The 15,927-nt window shown below is 70.4% G+C and carries 16 protein-coding genes; 8 read left to right on the plus strand and 8 right to left on the minus strand.

From position 1 onward, the window contains the following. Positions 1-38 precede the first annotated feature (38 nt). Both AC07Q9_RS24510 and AC07Q9_RS24515 read left to right on the plus strand, forming a co-directional pair. On the plus strand, positions 39-473 hold the full coding sequence (locus AC07Q9_RS24510) for a hypothetical protein (protein WP_495312081.1): 435 nt from the start codon (positions 39-41) through the stop codon (positions 471-473). Between the two features lie 77 nt (positions 474-550). Continuing rightward, on the plus strand, positions 551-1,348 hold the full coding sequence (locus tag AC07Q9_RS24515; RefSeq protein ID WP_070062549.1) for an enoyl-CoA hydratase/isomerase family protein: 798 nt from the start codon (positions 551-553) through the stop codon (positions 1,346-1,348). Positions 1,349-1,364: 16 nt separating this feature from the next. Here the strand turns inward: AC07Q9_RS24515 and AC07Q9_RS24520 are convergent, their stop codons facing one another. Together AC07Q9_RS24520 and AC07Q9_RS24525 are read right to left on the minus strand one after the other, a co-directional pair. Further along, on the minus strand, positions 1,365-2,468 hold the full coding sequence (locus tag AC07Q9_RS24520) for a M14 family metallopeptidase (protein WP_495312082.1): 1,104 nt from the start codon (positions 2,466-2,468) through the stop codon (positions 1,365-1,367). 46 nt (positions 2,469-2,514) lie between these two features. Continuing rightward, the gene (locus AC07Q9_RS24525; protein ID WP_495312083.1) at positions 2,515-3,837 is read right to left on the minus strand and encodes an MFS transporter; all 1,323 of its coding nucleotides are present in this window, start codon (positions 3,835-3,837) and stop codon (positions 2,515-2,517) included. 128 nt (positions 3,838-3,965) lie between these two features. On the opposite strand from AC07Q9_RS24525, the gene AC07Q9_RS24530 reads away from it, so the two are divergent. After that, positions 3,966-4,868, plus strand: a complete 903-nt coding sequence (locus AC07Q9_RS24530; protein WP_159275969.1) for a LysR substrate-binding domain-containing protein — start codon at positions 3,966-3,968, stop codon at positions 4,866-4,868. A 15-nt stretch (positions 4,869-4,883) separates the two neighbouring features. On the opposite strand, the gene AC07Q9_RS24535 is transcribed toward AC07Q9_RS24530, so the two are convergent. From AC07Q9_RS24535 to AC07Q9_RS24545, 3 genes are all read right to left on the minus strand, one after another. Beyond that, on the minus strand, positions 4,884-5,195 hold the full coding sequence (locus AC07Q9_RS24535) for a hypothetical protein (RefSeq protein ID WP_495312084.1): 312 nt from the start codon (positions 5,193-5,195) through the stop codon (positions 4,884-4,886). After that, positions 5,192-5,737 (minus strand): hypothetical protein, encoded by a 546-nt coding sequence (locus tag AC07Q9_RS24540; protein WP_495312085.1) that lies wholly within the window; start codon positions 5,735-5,737, stop codon positions 5,192-5,194. The genes AC07Q9_RS24535 and AC07Q9_RS24540 overlap by 4 nt, the downstream gene beginning before the upstream one ends. 163 nt (positions 5,738-5,900) lie before the next feature. Next, entirely contained in the window at positions 5,901-6,218 is a 318-nt protein-coding gene (locus AC07Q9_RS24545; protein ID WP_307587522.1) for a hypothetical protein, read from the minus strand. Positions 6,219-6,438: 220 nt separating this feature from the next. Here AC07Q9_RS24545 and AC07Q9_RS24550 point away from each other — a divergent pair, with 220 nt between their 5' ends. Next, positions 6,439-8,544 carry a TonB-dependent siderophore receptor gene (locus AC07Q9_RS24550; RefSeq protein WP_495312086.1) on the plus strand — a complete coding sequence of 702 codons (2,106 nt, stop codon included), beginning with the start codon at positions 6,439-6,441 and terminating at the stop codon, positions 8,542-8,544. 55 nt (positions 8,545-8,599) lie between these two features. Further along, positions 8,600-10,990, plus strand: a complete 2,391-nt coding sequence (locus AC07Q9_RS24555; protein WP_495312087.1) for a PepSY domain-containing protein — start codon at positions 8,600-8,602, stop codon at positions 10,988-10,990. Here the strand turns inward: AC07Q9_RS24555 and AC07Q9_RS24560 are convergent, their stop codons facing one another. Further along, positions 10,991-11,650 carry a glutathione S-transferase gene (locus tag AC07Q9_RS24560; protein ID WP_495312088.1) on the minus strand — a complete coding sequence of 220 codons (660 nt, stop codon included), beginning with the start codon at positions 11,648-11,650 and terminating at the stop codon, positions 10,991-10,993. It lies immediately after the preceding gene. 92 nt (positions 11,651-11,742) lie between these two features. Here AC07Q9_RS24560 and AC07Q9_RS24565 point away from each other — a divergent pair, with 92 nt between their 5' ends. Both AC07Q9_RS24565 and AC07Q9_RS24570 read left to right on the plus strand, forming a co-directional pair. After that, positions 11,743-12,615, plus strand: a complete 873-nt coding sequence (locus AC07Q9_RS24565; protein ID WP_495312089.1) for a helix-turn-helix domain-containing protein — start codon at positions 11,743-11,745, stop codon at positions 12,613-12,615. A 64-nt stretch (positions 12,616-12,679) separates the two neighbouring features. Further along, positions 12,680-13,591 carry an SDR family oxidoreductase gene (locus tag AC07Q9_RS24570; RefSeq protein ID WP_495312090.1) on the plus strand — a complete coding sequence of 304 codons (912 nt, stop codon included), beginning with the start codon at positions 12,680-12,682 and terminating at the stop codon, positions 13,589-13,591. A 6-nt stretch (positions 13,592-13,597) separates the two neighbouring features. Here the strand turns inward: AC07Q9_RS24570 and AC07Q9_RS24575 are convergent, their stop codons facing one another. Both AC07Q9_RS24575 and AC07Q9_RS24580 read right to left on the minus strand, forming a co-directional pair. Further along, positions 13,598-13,960 (minus strand): GNAT family N-acetyltransferase, encoded by a 363-nt coding sequence (locus AC07Q9_RS24575; RefSeq protein ID WP_495312091.1) that lies wholly within the window; start codon positions 13,958-13,960, stop codon positions 13,598-13,600. 241 nt (positions 13,961-14,201) lie between these two features. Further along, a complete protein-coding gene (locus AC07Q9_RS24580) occupies positions 14,202-14,618 on the minus strand; it encodes a hypothetical protein (RefSeq protein WP_495312092.1) in 417 nt (138 codons plus the stop codon). Positions 14,619-14,728: 110 nt separating this feature from the next. On the opposite strand from AC07Q9_RS24580, the gene zigA reads away from it, so the two are divergent. Beyond that, on the plus strand, positions 14,729-15,922 hold the full coding sequence (gene zigA, locus AC07Q9_RS24585) for a zinc metallochaperone GTPase ZigA (RefSeq protein WP_495312093.1): 1,194 nt from the start codon (positions 14,729-14,731) through the stop codon (positions 15,920-15,922). Positions 15,923-15,927 lie beyond the last annotated feature (5 nt).

The following is a 15,927-nucleotide window of genomic DNA, read 5'->3' on the forward strand; positions in this document are numbered from 1 at the left end:
GCGCAAAAATGCTTCCAAACGTTGCAGAATCGCAGGCCATGCCATACCGCCACCTGCCCACCGGTTCCGCCTTCTTCCTCCCGTTGCGACGCGCCTGCGTGGGCGCCTCGCTGGCCCTGATGGCCGCCACGGCCTTCGCGCAGCCGCAGCCCGACCCCGCCGGCTTTCCGCTGGACTCGGTTGGCTACCTCAACGAGGAGCTGCCGCGCATGGAGGCGGCCATCGCCGCGAAGGACCGCAGCTTCTTCCTCGGCGCGATGACGCGCATGGTGCAGTTCTCCGAGCGCTGGGGCTTCAAGGCCAAGGCCAACCCCGAGCTGGCCGCCTACCCGATGTGCACGGCGGCCGTCATGGACTACGCGGTGGTCGGCATGTGCCGGCTGAACCCCGCCGACGATGGCTGCGAGCCGGGCCTGGTGCCGCGTTTCGATGCGAACGTGAAGCGCTGCCGCGAGCTGGCCGCGCAAAAATAGGCCTCCGGCCTTTCTTCTCTCCTTCATCGAACGAAGTCCCCGCGCCATGGCCGTGCGTGCGGGGCGGAGACACACGCATGGACTACACCCGCTACCAGACCCTCGCCCTCACGCGCCGCGGCGCGAACGGCGCGGTGCTCGACATCCAGATGCGCGCCGCCAACGGCAAGCTGCCCACGGCCGGCCATGACGGCCACCGCGAGCTGGCCGAGATCTGGCGCGACGTGGCGGCCGACGACACGGTGCGCTGCGCCGTGCTGCGCGGCGAGGGCATGGGCTTCTCGGGCGGCGGCGACCTGGGCATGGTGCAGGACATGACCACCGACGACACCGTGCGCCAGCGCGTGTGGAAGGAAGCGCGCGACCTGGTCTACAACCTCGTCAACTGCGACAAGCCCATCGTGAGCGCCATGCACGGTCCGGCCGTGGGCGCGGGGCTGGTGGCGGGGCTGCTGGCCGACATCTCCATCGCGAGCAAGAACGCGAAGATCGTCGACGGCCATACGCGCCTGGGCGTGGCGGCGGGCGACCATGCGGCCATCGTGTGGCCGCTGTTGTGCGGCATGGCCAAGGCCAAGTACCACCTGCTGCTGTGCGAGCCGGTGAGCGGCGAGGAGGCCGAGCGCATCGGCCTGGTGTCGCTGGCCGTGGACGAGGCCGACCTGCTGCCGCGCGCCTACGAGATCGCCGACCGCCTTGCGGCCGGCAGCCAGAGCGCGATCCGCTTCACCAAGTACGCGCTGAACAACTGGCTGCGCCAGGCGGGGCCGACCTTCGACGCTTCGCTGGCGCTGGAGTTCATGGGCTTTGCGGGCGCCGACGTGCGCGAAGGCGTGGCCTCGCTGCGCGAGAAGCGCGCGCCGAACTTCGGCTGAGCCGAAGTCCGCCGGATCAGGCCTTGCTCAGCCCTTGCAAGGTCTGCAGGAGCACGACGCGGGTCTGGCCCAGCACCATGCCCTTCCATTCGTCGTTGTCGCAGTAGAACGCGTCGCGCAGGCGGCGGCGAATCTCGCGCTTCTGCGCTTCGGGCGCCTCGGGGTGGCGGCGCAGCCAGGTGTCGGCGCGCAGGCGGTCGAGCACTTCCAGGTCGGGCAGCGTGCCGAACTCCAGGCCCATGGGCGCGACGCGCGCGTTCGGGCATTCGTCGTAGGCGGTCGAGATCACCGGGCCCGACACGTCGGCCGAGGCCGAGTCGCCCGCGAACGGCGCGAACACGTCGGCGCCCCACCAGGCATGGGCCAGCGCGAGGTCTTCGGGCGTGTTGCGGCCCGGGTAGATCTTTTCGCCGTGGCCGTAGGGCCCCAGGCCGGTGTGCACGTCGATCCAGCCCAGGTGCGTGGCCGAGGCCGCGTAGCCGCGCAGGATGGCGCGGATGGTGCGGTTGCTCCACGACGGCGCGGTGCCGCCGTAGAAGAGGCCGTCGGGCGAGGTGTACTGCCCGCGCGTGACGGCCGCGCGGAAGGCGGTCATGCCGTGCGTGGCGATGTAGCTCGCCACGGCCGCGTCGTCGGCCGGCGTCGGCGGCCAGCTGGCGGGCAGCACCAGCGGCTCCACGTCGGCGTACTCGGCGTTCACCGGCAGCGGTGCGCTGAAGTCGATGTGGTTGCGGTTCAGGTCGATGTTGTCTTCGTTGGTGCGGTGCAGGTGCGAGAACCCATGCGGGTTCACCGCATGCACCAGCAGCAGCGCGACGCCCGCGCGCTCCAGGCGCGCGAGCAGGTCGGCGTCGTTCAGCGTGGCCACCTGTGCGCCCGAGCCGCAGAAGCCCTCGGGGCCGTGCGTGCCCGAGGTGACGAGCAGCACCTTCTTCGCGTCGGCCGCGCCGATCAGCGCGACGTCGGTGGCGAGCTCTTCGCCGAGCGCGCCGCGGTGCGTGGGGTGCACGAACGACTCGATGGTGGCGCCGCGCGCCGCGGCGGCCTCGAGGAACTTGGCGCGGGCTTCGACGTACGTGCCCGAGAAATGGCGGGTGGCGGCGGTGGCAGGCTGGGACATGGCGGGAAGATTCCTGTGCATGAAGGCGGGAAGGAGGAAGACGGTATCAGGCCGGCGCGTGGGCGTTGGCGGCATCGATGTCGCGGCCCGTGTGGTCGCGCAACCAAAGGAGCCCGAGCAGCGACACCAGCGTCATCCCCACCAGGTACCAGGCCGGCGCGAGCTTGCTGCCGGTGGCGTTGACCAGCCAGGTGCTGACGAAGGGCGCGAAGCCGCCGAAGAGCGCCACGCCCACGCTGTAGACCAGCGACATGCCGCTGGCGCGCACCGCCTTCGGGAACATCTCGGGCAGCATCGTGATGCCCGGCACCGTCTGGCCCACCAGGCCGATGCTCAGCACGCCGAGCACCACGAACAGCACCGTGGGCGTCGGCGAGGCGTTGAGCCACAGGAAGCCCGGGTAGATCAGGATCGCCAGCGCGATGCGGCTCCACAGGATGAGCGGCTTGCGGCCCACGATGTCCGACCACTTGCCCACGAAGGGCGCGAGCGCGAACGACAGCAGGCCCGTGAGCGCCGCGCCGAACAGCGCCACCGACGGCGTGAGGCCGAGCTCGCGCACGGCATACGTCGGCATGTAGAAGGTGACCACGTAGGCCGCCGTGGTGCCGCCCACCAGCGCGAGGATGGCGGCCAGCACCGTCCTGCCGTGCTGCGTGCAGACGATCTTCAGGCTGCTCTCGCGCGGCGCCTTCGCGTCTTCCGGCGAGATGTGCAGCGACTCCTCGAGGTGGCGGCGGATGTACATGCCCACCGGCGCGATCAGCATGCCGAGCACGAAGGGCACGCGCCAGCCCCAGCTCTGCATGGCTTCGGCGGACAGCGAGACGGTCAGCACGCCGACCACCACGGCACCCATCAGCACGCCCAGGCCCTGGCTCGCGAACTGCCAGCTCGCCATGTAGCCGCGGTTGGCGGGCGTGGCGTGCTCCACCAGCAGCGTGGTGGATGCGCCCACCTCGCCGCCGGCCGAGAAGCCCTGGATCAGGCGCGCCAGCACGATCACGATCGGCGCCGCGACGCCGATGCTCGCGTAGGTCGGCGTGAAGGCGATCAGCGCGCAGCCCAGCGCCATCAGGAAGATCGTGAGCGTCATGGCCTTCTTGCGGCCCGCGCGGTCGGCGTACGCGCCGATCACGATGCCGCCCAGCGGCCGCATGATGAAACCGACGCCGAAGCTCGCCACCGTCAGCAGCAACTGGCCGTAGGAACTGAAGGTGGGGAAGAACAGCTTGCCGATCACCAGCGCGAGAAAGCCGTAGACCGTGAAGTCGAAGAATTCCAGGCCGTTGCCGATGGTGGTGGCCACGATGGTCTGGCGCCGGCGGGCCGGCGAGGAAGGCGAGGGCTGGGAAGCGAGGGTGTTCATGTGTCTCCTGTGTGTATCGGGGGCGCAGGCCGCGTGGGCCCGAACCGCGGCGGATGCTAGAGACTCGCCGCTGTCATGAAAAGACAATAATTGGGCGTCAACGATAACTTTTGGTTGTCACTCCAAAGATGAAACCCAATCAGTTGCATGCCTTCGTGGCCGTGGTCGAGCAGCTCAGCATCCGCGCCGCCGCGCGCGTGCTTGGCATTTCGCAGCCGGCCGTGACCAAGATCGTGCGCGAGCTGGAGCGCGAGGTCGGGGCGCCGCTGGTGGAGCGCAGTGTGAAAGGCGTGCGGCTCACGCAGTTCGGCTTGGCCTTCGCGCCGCGTGCGCGGCTGCTGCTGGCCGACATGGAACGCGCCCGCGACGAGATCGCGCAAATCCGCGACGGCGCCACCGGCTCGGTCTCACTGGCCGTGAGCGCCTCGTTCGCGCTCACCGTGCTGCCCGCCGCCTTCAAGGACTTCCACACCCGCCTGCCGGCGGTCGATGTGCAGTTCAGCGAGGCCGTGCTGCCGTGGATGCTCGCGCGGCTGCGCGACGGGTATCTCGACTTCGCGGTGGCGCACATCGTGCCCGGCACGCTCGATCCGCAGTTCGAGGCGCTGGAGCTGTTCCCGGTGCAGCTGGTGGTCGGCCTGCGCGAGCGCCATCCGCTGCGCAACGCGCGCTCGCTGAACGACCTCTATGCCGCCGAATGGGTCCTGCCGGGCGACGACCACGGCGGAACCAACGCCGTGGCGCCGCTGTTCACCCCGCTCGGATTGCCGCCGCCCACGCGCGTGCTGCAGGGCCACTCGGTCACCGTGGCGCTCGCGCTGGTGGGGCACATGGATTTGATCGGCCTCTTCGTCGAGCCGCTGGCCGGGCTGAGCTTCAAGCGCCACGGCATCCGCCGCGTCGACGTGCGCGAGACGCTGCCGGTGCTGAACGTGTGCGTGGTGCGCCGGCGCGGGCAGCCGTCGACGCCGGCGGCGCAGCACTTCATCGAGTGCATTCAGCGGGCGTCGGCGGCGGCGATGAAGGTGTAGCGGAGGCGGGGCGGCTCAAAGCCCGAACAGCAGCACCACAAGGGCAACGGTCGCGCCGAGGACCACGTAGCCAACGCCGGTCAGCAGCAGCGCGAAGCCGACGAGATGGATCACGCGCCGCCCCCAGCTCGGCGCGCGCGGCACGCAGCGCCAATAGACCAGCGCGGCCGCGAGGATCAGCACGCCCTCGATCGCATGGGCGATGACGCGCGTGGCCCCGGCAGAGTGAAAGACCGACCGGTCCAGCCACATGCCGAGGACTCCCGCGAGCGGGATCAAGGCGGCCCAGGCGAGCACGCCGAGCGCGAGCCGCCCCGCCGCCTTCATCGGATGGCCTCGCCCTTGAAGAAGTGAAGAGGCATCGGGCTTTCCCAGCCGGGCGCCTGATAGCCGGACACCCCGAGATCGGGGACCGAGCCCATCACGCCGCGCAGCAGTGCGGCGAGGTACGAACTGCTGTTGTATTCGCCGGGGTTCATCCGGTCGCCTCGCAGGCGTGCGGGGAAGCTGTAGGGAGACACGTAGCTCGAAAAATCCGTGGCGCGCCTCATCAGTGTGCGCGCGAGCGCCTCGGGGCTCATGCCACCGGGCGGCGCCAATGGAATCTTGACGACGACATCGGTGGGCAGCGTGTTGGCATAGACGTTGGTTCGGGTCCGCAACACGTTGTGCAACCCCGCTTCGCCCATCGTCGGTTGACCATCGATCACCGTGAGGCCCGAATAGGCGTCATCGATGACCAGCGAGATGTGCAGGCTGGGATAAGGGGTTCCCACAAGCCCGGCAGGACCGGCCGCCACCCGGCCGTACAGCGTGAACGACGGCGCCGAGTGCTGCGCACGCCCCACCGAGTTTTCATTGGTGTTCATGACTTTCCTCCCTGATTGGCGTTTCGAAATGGAACGCTCTGGAGGCGATGCTAGGGGCGCGAGCGCCAAAACACTGTTGTCAAATGAGGCTTCCGCTCATCCGGGAGCCCTGCCGCTTCCGCGCACCGGAAGTGCCACCGGGCCAAGTCTCCATGACCCCAGCTCAGCGCCTGAACGTCACCAGCATCGCGATGAGCAGTTGGACGCCGAAGGTCACGACGGCGCTGGCGACCACCAGCAGCACCACGAAGCCGACGAAGTAGGCCACGCGGCGGCCCCAGTGCGGCACGCTCGGCACGCCATACCAGTAGAGCAGTGCGGCCGTGCCGATGTTGAATGCCACGGTCACATACAGGATGACGGACGAGGCTTCGGGGGCGTCAAAGACCACCGCGCCCAGCCACAAGCAGAGAAGTCCCAGCAGCGGGACCACGGTGACCCAGGCGAGCACGCCGAGCGCCAGGCGTCCGGCCGTCTTCATCGCAGGGCGTCCCGTCTGGTCGATGTTTCACTGGCAGTCATGAATTCCTCCTTGATGGCGTTTCGACATGGAACGCTCCGGCGCCCGATCCTATCGGCGAGTGCCATGAAACTGTTGTCAAATGAGAATTCCTCTCATTCATAATCCCTCCCGCTTCCGCACGCCGGAAGCGTCACCAGGCGCCGGGAGGCGCGCCGCCAAGAACATCCAAGGGATTTGAATGAAGAGAGTTTGTGTGGGCCTCGCGCTCGCCGCCGTGCAGGCAGCGCACGCGCAATCCGTGGCTGCCGCCGAAACGGGCGAACTGAGCACCGTCAACGTCGAGGCCTCGCGCGCCAACGGCTTCCTGGCCGAGACGGTCGAGGCGGGCACGTTCCGGGGCGCGTCCGTGATGGACGTGCCGGCCACGGTCAACACCGTGACGCGCGAGGTGATCGAGCTGCAGGGCGCCACCGGCGTGTACGACGTGCTGCGCAACACGGCCGGCGTGACGCGCCAGCAGAACGGCGGCGACACCTTCGACCAGCTCGTCATCCGCGGCATCGCCGTGGAGAACCGTACCAACTACCGCCTCAACGGCGCGCTCGCGATCCCCAACGTGTCGGAAATTCCGATGGAGAACAAGGAGCGCGTCGAGGTGCTCAAGGGCGCGTCGGCGCTGTACTACGGCTTCACCACGCCGGCGGGGGTGATCAACTTCGTCACCAAGCGCGCGGGGCGCGCGCCCGTGACCTCACTGGGGATGAGCGTCGACAACCAGGGCGGGCTGCAGGGGCAGGTCGACATCGGCCGCCAGTTCGGCGAGAACGACCAGTTCGGGCTGCGCCTGAACGCGGCCGGCGGCCAGTTGGGCTCGACCATCGACGGCGTGGACGGCGACCGCAAATTCGTCTCGGCCGCCCTCGACTGGCGCGTGAACCGGCGGCTCACGCTGAAGGCCGACATCGAGCACTACCGCAAGCGCATCACCGAGCAGGCCGGCATCGCGCGGCTCGCGGCCGTGAACGGCGTCATCGCGCTGCCGGCGCTGCCCGATCCGCACAAGCTGATCGCGCCGCCCTGGGCCGTGTTCGAGGCCGAGGTCACCAACACCCAGCTGCGCGCCGACTACGCCTTGAGCGACCACTGGGCGCTCAGCGTGGAGGCCGGCCATTCCGAGGCCGAGCGCGACCGGCGCCTGGCGCAGTTCGGCACCTACAACGTGCGCACCGGTATCGGCCGCCTCACGGGCAACGTGCAGCACCTCGAGCAGCGCTCCGACCTGCTGCGCGCCGAGCTGTTCGGCACCTTCGCCACTGGCGCGCTGCAGCATGAGCTGACGCTCGGTGCGGCACGCAGCGACAAGACGCAGGCGCCCGTGTTCCAGCGCAACTACGGCGGTGCGACCACGCTGCAGAACCTCTACAACCCGGTGCCCATCGGCGCGCTGGCGCTGAGCGCGATGCCGTCGCGGCCCACCTCGGGCGCGCAGGACAGCGAGGAGCTGGGCCTGTACGCGCTCGACCGCATCACCTTCTCGCCGCAGTGGCAACTGGTGGCCGGCCTGCGCCACACGCGCTACCAGAGCTGGCAGGGCGCGAGCGCCACGCTGCCGGCCCTGGACTACAGCGTGCGCAAGACCACGCCGCTGGCGGCGCTGAGCTACAAGTTCACGCCCGACCTCATGGCCTACGTGTCGTATTCGCAGGGCGTGGAAGAGGGCGAGGTGGCACCGGCCGGCACCGCCAACCAGAACACGCGCATGCCGCCGGGCGTGAGCCGGCAGAAAGAAATCGGCCTGCGCTGGCTGACCGGCGGCGGCACGCTGCTGTCGGGCGCGCTGTTCGACATCGAACGGCCCGGCGCCTACACCGACAGCGCCAACACCTTCGTGGCCAGCGGGCGCCAGCGCTACCGCGGCCTCGAGGTGTCGGCGCAGGGGCGGCTCACGCGCGCGCTGGCGTGGCAGCTCTCGGGCCAGTGGCTGGACGCCGAGTTCCGCCGCATCAACGCGCAGTACGACGGCAAGCGGCCCGAGAACACGGCGCGAACCACGGCGAGCGCCTTTGTCTCGTACGACATCGCGGCGGTGCCGGGGTTGTCGGTCAACGGCGGCGCGTACTTCACGGGGCGCCGTCCCGTCGACGACCTGAACCAGGGCTTCATCGGCGGCACCACCGTCTTCGGTCTGGGCGCTCGCTACGTGGCGCAGCTCATGGGCAGGCGCACCACGTTCCAGCTGAACGTCGACAACGTGGGCGACAAGCGCTACTGGTCGGCGGCCGGCACGCGGCTGGCGGTCGGCACGCCGCGTACGATCAAGGCCCTGGTCAAGATCGATCTCTGAACCCGCGCGCCCCGCCTTGGCGGGGCTTCCTGTTTCTCGTTTTCTTCTGTTTTTCATGGCTTTGCTGCGACGCGTCTGGTTCCAGATCCATTGGTTCATCGGCATCACGGCGGGCAGCGTGCTGGTCGTCATCGGCCTGAGCGGGGCGATGCTGTCGTTCCGCGCCGAGATCACCGACCTGCTGAACCCGATTCCCGCGGCCTCGGCCGCACCGCTGGCGCCGCCCGCGCTGCTCGAGCGCCTGCAGGCGGATTCGCCGGGGCGCCGCATCGCGACGCTCACTGTGTTCGCCGAGCCCGGGCGCCCCGCGCGCGTCGGTTTCGCGCCGCCGCCCGGCCAGCGGCGCGGCGAGACGCGCTTTGCCGATCCCGCCACCGGCGCGCTGCTGCCCGACCCCGTGGGCGAGCACTTCTTCGAGTTCGTCGAGGAGCTGCACCGCTGGCTGCTGCTGCCGCGCGACGACGGCAAGCCCATCACCGGCTCGCTGGCCGGCCTGTTGCTGCTGCTCGCGCTGTCGGGCCTGTACCTGCGCTGGCCGCGCCGTCCCTTCGCGTGGCGCCAGTGGCTGCGCATCGACTTCGCGCTGCGCGGCCGTGCCTTCCTGTGGAACCTGCACGCGGTGGTCGGCACCGTCGCGCTGCTGGCCTACGTGGTGTCGACCACCACCGGCATGTACTGGGCCTTCGACGGGCTGCGCAAGGTGGTCGACGGCGCGGTCGGCGAAGGCCGCGTGGTGCGCGCCGAACGCGCGCCGGCCGATGCTCCGGTGACGCTCGACCTGGCGCGCGTCTGGCAGGCCTTCGTCGACACCACGGGGGGCGACTGGTCTTTGGTCACGCTGCGGCTGCCGGCGCGCAACGGGGCGCAGGTCGAGGCCAACTACCTGCGCACGCACCCCGAACACGAGCGCGCGCGCAACCGCCTGTACCTGCACGCCGCGACCGGCGAGACGCTGCGCCACGAGCGCTATGCCGACAAGCCGCTCGCGGGCCGCCTCGTGAACAGCATCTACCCGCTGCACATGGGCACCTACTGGGGCCTGCCGGGGCGCATCGTGATGATGCTCACGAGCGGGGGGCTCGCGCTCTTCGCGATCAGCGGCTGGATGATGTACCTCGGCCGCCGCCGCACCGCGAAGGCCGTGCGCGCCGAGCGTGCGCGGCTCGAGGCGGTCGCCGTGCCCGCCCCGGCGGGCGATGCGGGGCAGGTGCTGGTCGCCTTCGCGAGCCAGACCGGCCATGCCGAGCGCCTCGCGCTGCAGACGGCCGGCGCGTTGCAGGCCGCCGGTGTCGCGGCGGTGGTGCGGCCCGTGTCGGCACTGAGCGCCGACGCGCTGCTGCATTTCCGTCAGGTGCTGTGGGTGGCGAGCAGCTTCGGCGAAGGCGAGCCGCCCGACAGCGTGCGCGCCTTCGCCCGTGCGTTCGCACGACAAGGCGGCCCGGGCCTGCGCCATCTGCGCTACGGCCTGCTCGCGCTGGGCGACCGTCACTACGCGACCTTCTGCGGCTTCGGCCGCAAGCTCGACCACGACCTGCACAACCAGGGCGCGCAGCCGCTGTTCCCGATGATCGAGGTGGACGGCGAAGACCCGGTAGCGCTCGCGCGTTGGCACGATGCGCTGCGCGAGACCTTCGGGGTGCGCGACGCCGCGTGGCCTGTGTCGACCGCGCCGGCTTTCGACGCCTGGCGGCTCGACGGCCGGCGCCTGCTCAATGCGGGCAGCCAGGGCGATCCGTTGTTCGAGATCGAGTTGCGGCGCGTCGATGGCGGCACGATGGATTGGGTGCCCGGCGCACTGGTCGAGATCGTGCCGCGCCAGATGCACGACGACGGCGCCCCGGCGCCCGCGCCGCGCAGCTACTCGGTCGCGTCGATTACGTCCGACGGCGCCATCCAGCTGCTGGTGCGGCAGGCACGGCACGACAACGGCCTGGGCGTGGCCTCGGGCTGGCTCACGGTCGGCGCACCGATGGGCACGGAACTCGCGCTGCGACTCGTCGCCAACCCGGGCTTCGCGCTGCCCGACGATGCGCGGCCCTGCGTTTTCATCGGCAACGGCTCGGGCTTTGCGGGCCTGCGTGCGTTGCTGCGCGAGCGTGCACGCCGCGGGCACGGGCGCAACTGGCTGGTGTTCGGCGAGCGGCAGGCGGCGCACGACGGCTTCGGTGCGGACGAGGTCGCGGCATGGCAGGCCGGTGGTCTGGTCGCGCGTGCTGACTTCGTCTACTCGCGCGACCAGGCGCAGCGCGTGTACGTGCAGGACCGCCTGCGCGAGGCTGGCGAGGTGCTGAAGCAGTGGGTGGACGAAGAGGGCGCCATCGTCTTCGTGTGCGGCAGCCTCGAAGGCATGGCGCCGGGCGTGGATGCAGCGCTCACCGAGGTGCTGGGCGAGAGCGGCATGGACGCGCTCATCGCCGAAGGCCGCTACCGCCGCGACGTGTACTGATCAAGCGGGCGGAAAGCTCACGCTCGGTTCGCCCGCCTGCCAGGGCGCGTACTTGGTCATGATGCGCGCGAACAGGTCCGATGCGGTCCAGCCCGCGAGCCAGGCCTGCAGGCGCGGCCAGGGCTGGGCGTCGAACCAGGCCGCATCGACCATCGCGAACTGGCGAACGAAAGGCATGAGCGCCGCATCGGCCAGCGTGGCGTGCGCGCCGGCCAGTTGCACTGACATCGCGAGCCGGTCTTCGAGCCCTTGCAGGAAGCGCGCGCCCTCGTCGCGTGCCGCGCCTTCCGATGCGGGATAACGCGCCGGGTACTTGTAGCGGTCGAGCAGCGGCTTGAAGTCGTTGTCACACGCCGCCACCAGCGCCAGCAGCTCATCGAGCGTGCCGCGCTCCGGCGTCAGCCAGCGCAGCGGGTCGTGGCGGCGCAGCGCCCACAGCATCACGTCCAGGCTCTGTTCGAGCACCGCCGCGCCGCCGTCGAGCACCAGCACGGGCACCGTGCCCTTGGGCGAGGCCGCGAGCATCTCGGCGGGCTTTCGCTTGAGCTCGATCTCGCGCAGCGCGCAGTGCTGTTCGCTCGCCACCAGTGCGAGCCGGGCCCGCATCGCATAGGGGCAGCGGCGGAACGAATAGAGCACGGGGAGGGCGGAATCGGGCATGCGAACCAAAGGTGAACAGGGGGAGCCGGCCGATTGTCGGCCCGTGCCCGCCCGGTCGCGCGGCGGCGGGTTTTTCCTCACAATCGACCGCCATGGGCGAACGTCTTTTCCTCCGGCTCCACGACGACCCGCTGCACGGGCCGGAGTCGGGCGTGCCCGACGGCACGCTGCAGGTGCTGCCGATCGCGCCGGCCCTGCGGTCGCATGTCTCGCACCTGCTGATGTACCGCGAGACTTTCGCGCCCGGCCACGAGGTGCGCGAGCGCGTGCTGCCCGACGGCGCGATCCGGCTGGTCTTCAACTTCGGCGACGCGCCCTCGGCCGACGACGCGCCGGGGCAGGCGGTCGAAGCCATCGGCGCCTTCGCCGCACCCGCCGTGGTGCGGATGCGCGACACGGTCGAAGGCCTGTCGGTGGCGCTGCGCCCCGGTGCGGCGGCTGCGTTGCTCGGCGTGCCGGCCGGCGAGATCGCGGGCCGCGCGGTGCACCTCGACGAACTCTGGGGCGGCGAGGGCTCGACGCTGCTCGCGCGCATGGCCGAAGCGCGCGGCGATGCCGCACGCGCGCAGCTGCTGCAGCAGGCCCTGATGAAGCGCCTGCAGAAAGCCGGCGCTGGCACGCCGCCGGCCGCCGCCATGCACGCCGCGCGGCTCATCGCCGCTGCCGACGGGCGCCAGGCACTGCGCGAGGTGGCGCAGGCGGTCGGCGTGGGCGAGCGCCGGCTGCAGCAGCTTTTTCATGCGCACGTCGGGCTGTCGCCGCGCGCCTGGGGCCGGCTCGCGCGGCTGCATGCCTGCCTGCGCGCGCTGCGCCTGCACAGCGCGCCGGCCTGGGCCGACATGGCGCTGGACCACGGGTTCTACGACCAGTCGCACCTCGTCAACGAGTTCCGCGCCCTGTGCGGCGTGACGCCCACCGAGTTCCTCGGGCGCAGGGTTTCGGTTTCTTCCAAGACGGCGCGCTGAGGCCGGCCTATCGTGGCGGCTTGTCCTGCCCAAGGACCCTCACCGAACGAAGGAGCAATGAAAAATGACAGCAGCCCCCTCCACCCCTGACGCCGCGCACCGTCCGCTGGCGGGCCGCGTGGCCGTGGTGACCGGCGCCAGCCGCGGCGCGGGCCGCGGCATCGCGCAGGAACTGGGCGCGGCCGGCGCCACCGTGTACGTGACCGGGCGCAGCACCCGTGCGCGGCCGGCCGACACCTACGGCCAGCTGCTCGCCCTGTCCGAGCTGGCCGCCTTGCCCGGCACCATCGACGACACCGCCGACGAGGTCACGCAATTCGGCGGGCGCGGCATTGCCGTGGCCTGCGACCACACGAAGGAAGACGAGGTGGCGGCGCTGTTCGCGCGCGTCGAGCGCGAGCAGGGCCGGCTCGACCTGCTCGTGAACAACGCCTGGGGCGGCCACGAAAGCTTCACCGGGGTCTTCGAGGCGCCGTTCTGGGAGCACCCGCTGGCCAACTGGGATTCGATGTTCGACCGCGGCGTGCGCAACCACCTCGTGGCCAGCCGCTGCGCCGCGCCGTTCATGGTGGCGCGCAAGCAGGGCCTGATCGTCACCACCACCTTCTGGGACCGCGGCCACTACCTGCGCGGCAACCTGTTCTACGACCTCGCCAAGGCGTCGATGACGCGGCTGGCCTTCGGCATCGCGCAGGAACTGCAGCCGCATGGCGTGGCCTCGGTGGCGGTGTCGCCGGGCTGGATGCGCACCGAGTTCGTGCTCGCGGGCCACAAGACCGACGAGGCGCACTGGCAGGAGCGCCCGGCGCTGGCGCGCACCGAATCGCCGCGCTACCTGGGCCGCGCCGTGGCCGCGCTGGCGGGCGATGCGCAGGTGCTCGACAAGACCGGCCAGGTGCTGCGCGTGGCCGACCTAGCGCGTGCCTACGGCTTCACCGACATCGACGGGCGGCAGGTCGAACCGTTCGAGATGTAGGGCGCGTCAGCGCAGCCCGCGCACGTCGATGCGAAAGCGCAGCTCGGGCGCGCCGCCGAGCCCGGGCTCGGTGATGAACTCTTCGACCAGCACGCCGCCGTTGGCGCGGATCACGCGCTGCGAGGCGAGGTTGTCGGGGCTGGTCGTGATCTCGACGTGGTCCAGGCCGATGGCGCGCGCATCGGGCAGCAGCGCGCGCAGCGCGGCGGTGGCATAGCCCCGGCCGCTTTTCCACGGCACCACGCCGTAGCCGATGTGGCCGAGGCAGTACGAAGGCAGGGCGTTGGTGCCCGGCTGCCAGCGCAGCTGGATGCTGCCGCAGAACTCGCCGTCCCACAGCCAGCGCCGGTAGCCCGGCAGCCGGGGCACGGTGCCCGCCGGCGGGCAGCGCGACGGGTGGGCCCTTCGCCTCGCGGTCGACGAGGCCGGCGAGAAAGCCGTCGGGGTCGGCGCGGATCAGCGCCAGTTCTTCCCGGCCGGCTTCGGCGCGCAGGTTGTTGGGCGACCAGCCGCGCTCGAGCGCAGCGATGTAGCCGGGTAAATGCTCGGGCGAGGGCCAGACGAGTTGCAGTGCGGAAAGGGACATGGGAAACGGTCCTTGTTTTTTTGATCAGTACGAGCGCAGGGCGATGCCCCAGCGCCCCTCAGCCTGCACGACGATCCAGAGGTTGGCGTGCGTGCTGAGCACCGCGCCGGCCGCATCGCGCCGCGTGTAGTGCACGACGAAGTGCACCTTGTCCTGGCTCACGAGCACCGGCTCCTTCTGCTCGTACTGCGTGGAGGCCCAGCCGCCGGCCTTGAGCGTGTCGAAGAAATCCACCGGGTGCCGGCCGGGTGCGGGCCAGTCGAGCCGCCGTGCGCCCGAGAGCATCGTGTGCGGAAAGTGCAGCTCGGCGTCCATGCCCTGCGTGTCCGAGGCGTTGAACGCGGCCGTGAAGCGGTCGAGGCAGGCCGATGCGGCGGCAACGACGGCCGCGTGCGGCGCGTCGGAGGGCGGCGGGGCGACGAAGGCAGAGAAATCGGTCATGCGCTGGATGGTAGGCGAGCGCGCGCCTGTCGGTCACGCTTGCAAGAAATGCAACTGAGTTGCGTCAATCCCTATAATGCAATTCTGTTGCAACTATGGAGCCTGCCCTCATGGCCGATCGCCTTCCCGTCACCGTGCTGTCCGGCTTCCTGGGCGCCGGCAAGACCACGCTGCTCAACCACATCCTGCACAACCGCGAGGGCCGCCGCGTGGCGGTGATCGTCAACGACATGAGCGAGGTCAACATCGACGCGGCGCTGGTGCGCGAGGGCGGCGCCGCGCTGTCGCGCACCGACGAGAAGCTGGTCGAGATGAGCAACGGCTGCATCTGCTGCACGCTGCGCGAAGACCTGCTGATCGAGGTGAAGCGGCTCGCCAAGGAAGGGCGCTTCGACCAGCTCGTGATCGAGTCGACCGGCATCTCCGAGCCGCTGCCCGTGGCCGAGACCTTCACCTTCGCGGGCGAGGACGGCCAGAGCCTGGCCGACGTGGCGCGGCTGGACACCATGGTCACGGTGGTCGATGCCTTCAACTTCCTGCGCGACTACGGCTCGCCCGACAGCCTGGGCCAGCGCGGCCAGTCGCTGGGCGACGAAGACACGCGCACGGTGGTCGACCTGCTGATCGAGCAGATCGAGTTCTGCGACGTGCTGGTGGTCAACAAGACCGACCTCGTGACGGGCGAGGAGCGCGAGCGGCTGATGGCCATCTTGCGCAGCCTCAACCCGCGTGCGCGCATCGAAGAGTCGGAGTTCGGCCGCGTCGCGCTCGACCGCGTGCTCGACACGGGCCTGTTCGATTTCGAGCAGGCCGAGCAGGCGCCCGGCTGGCTGGCCGAGCTGCGCGGCGAGCACGTGCCCGAGAGCGAGGCCTACGGCATCCGCAGCTTCGTCTACCGGTCGCGCCTGCCGTTCCATCCGCAGCGCTTCTGGGACCTAGTACAGGGCGAATGGGAAGGCGTGGTGCGCTCCAAGGGCTTCTTCTGGCTCGCGAGCCGGCCGACCCGCGCGGGTTCATGGTCGCAGGCCGGTGGCGCCTGTCGCTACGGCGTGGCGGGCCTGTGGTGGGCGGCCGTGCCGCGCGAACACTGGCCGACCGACCCCGACGGGCTCGAACTCATCCGCAAGAACTGGGACGACGCCACCGGCGATGCGCGCCAGGAGCTGGTGCTGATCGGCATCGGCATGGACGAGGCCGCGCTGCGCGCGCGGCTCGATGCCTGCCTGCTCACGCCCAACGAGATGCGCTTCGGCCCCTCGTGGTGGCAGAACCTGCCCGATCCGTTTCCGTCGTGGAACGTGTGAGCGCG

It is taken from the genome of Variovorax sp. GW821-FHT09A10, assembly GCF_059418385.1.

What these genes read in the sequence shown, in the direction of transcription:
- AC07Q9_RS24510 (WP_495312081.1), top strand. Translation starts at nt 39, where the DNA reads ATGCCATACCGCCACCTGCCCACCGGTTCCGCCTTCTTCCTCCCGTTG.
- AC07Q9_RS24515 (WP_070062549.1), top strand. Translation starts at nt 551, where the DNA reads ATGGACTACACCCGCTACCAGACCCTCGCCCTCACGCGCCGCGGCGCG.
- AC07Q9_RS24520 (WP_495312082.1), bottom strand. Translation starts at nt 2,468, where the DNA reads ATGTCCCAGCCTGCCACCGCCGCCACCCGCCATTTCTCGGGCACGTAC.
- AC07Q9_RS24525 (WP_495312083.1), bottom strand. Translation starts at nt 3,837, where the DNA reads ATGAACACCCTCGCTTCCCAGCCCTCGCCTTCCTCGCCGGCCCGCCGG.
- AC07Q9_RS24530 (WP_159275969.1), top strand. Translation starts at nt 3,966, where the DNA reads ATGAAACCCAATCAGTTGCATGCCTTCGTGGCCGTGGTCGAGCAGCTC.
- AC07Q9_RS24535 (WP_495312084.1), bottom strand. Translation starts at nt 5,195, where the DNA reads ATGAAGGCGGCGGGGCGGCTCGCGCTCGGCGTGCTCGCCTGGGCCGCC.
- AC07Q9_RS24540 (WP_495312085.1), bottom strand. Translation starts at nt 5,737, where the DNA reads ATGAACACCAATGAAAACTCGGTGGGGCGTGCGCAGCACTCGGCGCCG.
- AC07Q9_RS24545 (WP_307587522.1), bottom strand. Translation starts at nt 6,218, where the DNA reads ATGAAGACGGCCGGACGCCTGGCGCTCGGCGTGCTCGCCTGGGTCACC.
- AC07Q9_RS24550 (WP_495312086.1), top strand. Translation starts at nt 6,439, where the DNA reads ATGAAGAGAGTTTGTGTGGGCCTCGCGCTCGCCGCCGTGCAGGCAGCG.
- AC07Q9_RS24555 (WP_495312087.1), top strand. Translation starts at nt 8,600, where the DNA reads ATGGCTTTGCTGCGACGCGTCTGGTTCCAGATCCATTGGTTCATCGGC.
- AC07Q9_RS24560 (WP_495312088.1), bottom strand. Translation starts at nt 11,650, where the DNA reads ATGCCCGATTCCGCCCTCCCCGTGCTCTATTCGTTCCGCCGCTGCCCC.
- AC07Q9_RS24565 (WP_495312089.1), top strand. Translation starts at nt 11,743, where the DNA reads ATGGGCGAACGTCTTTTCCTCCGGCTCCACGACGACCCGCTGCACGGG.
- AC07Q9_RS24570 (WP_495312090.1), top strand. Translation starts at nt 12,680, where the DNA reads ATGACAGCAGCCCCCTCCACCCCTGACGCCGCGCACCGTCCGCTGGCG.
- AC07Q9_RS24580 (WP_495312092.1), bottom strand. Translation starts at nt 14,618, where the DNA reads ATGACCGATTTCTCTGCCTTCGTCGCCCCGCCGCCCTCCGACGCGCCG.
- zigA (WP_495312093.1), top strand. Translation starts at nt 14,729, where the DNA reads ATGGCCGATCGCCTTCCCGTCACCGTGCTGTCCGGCTTCCTGGGCGCC.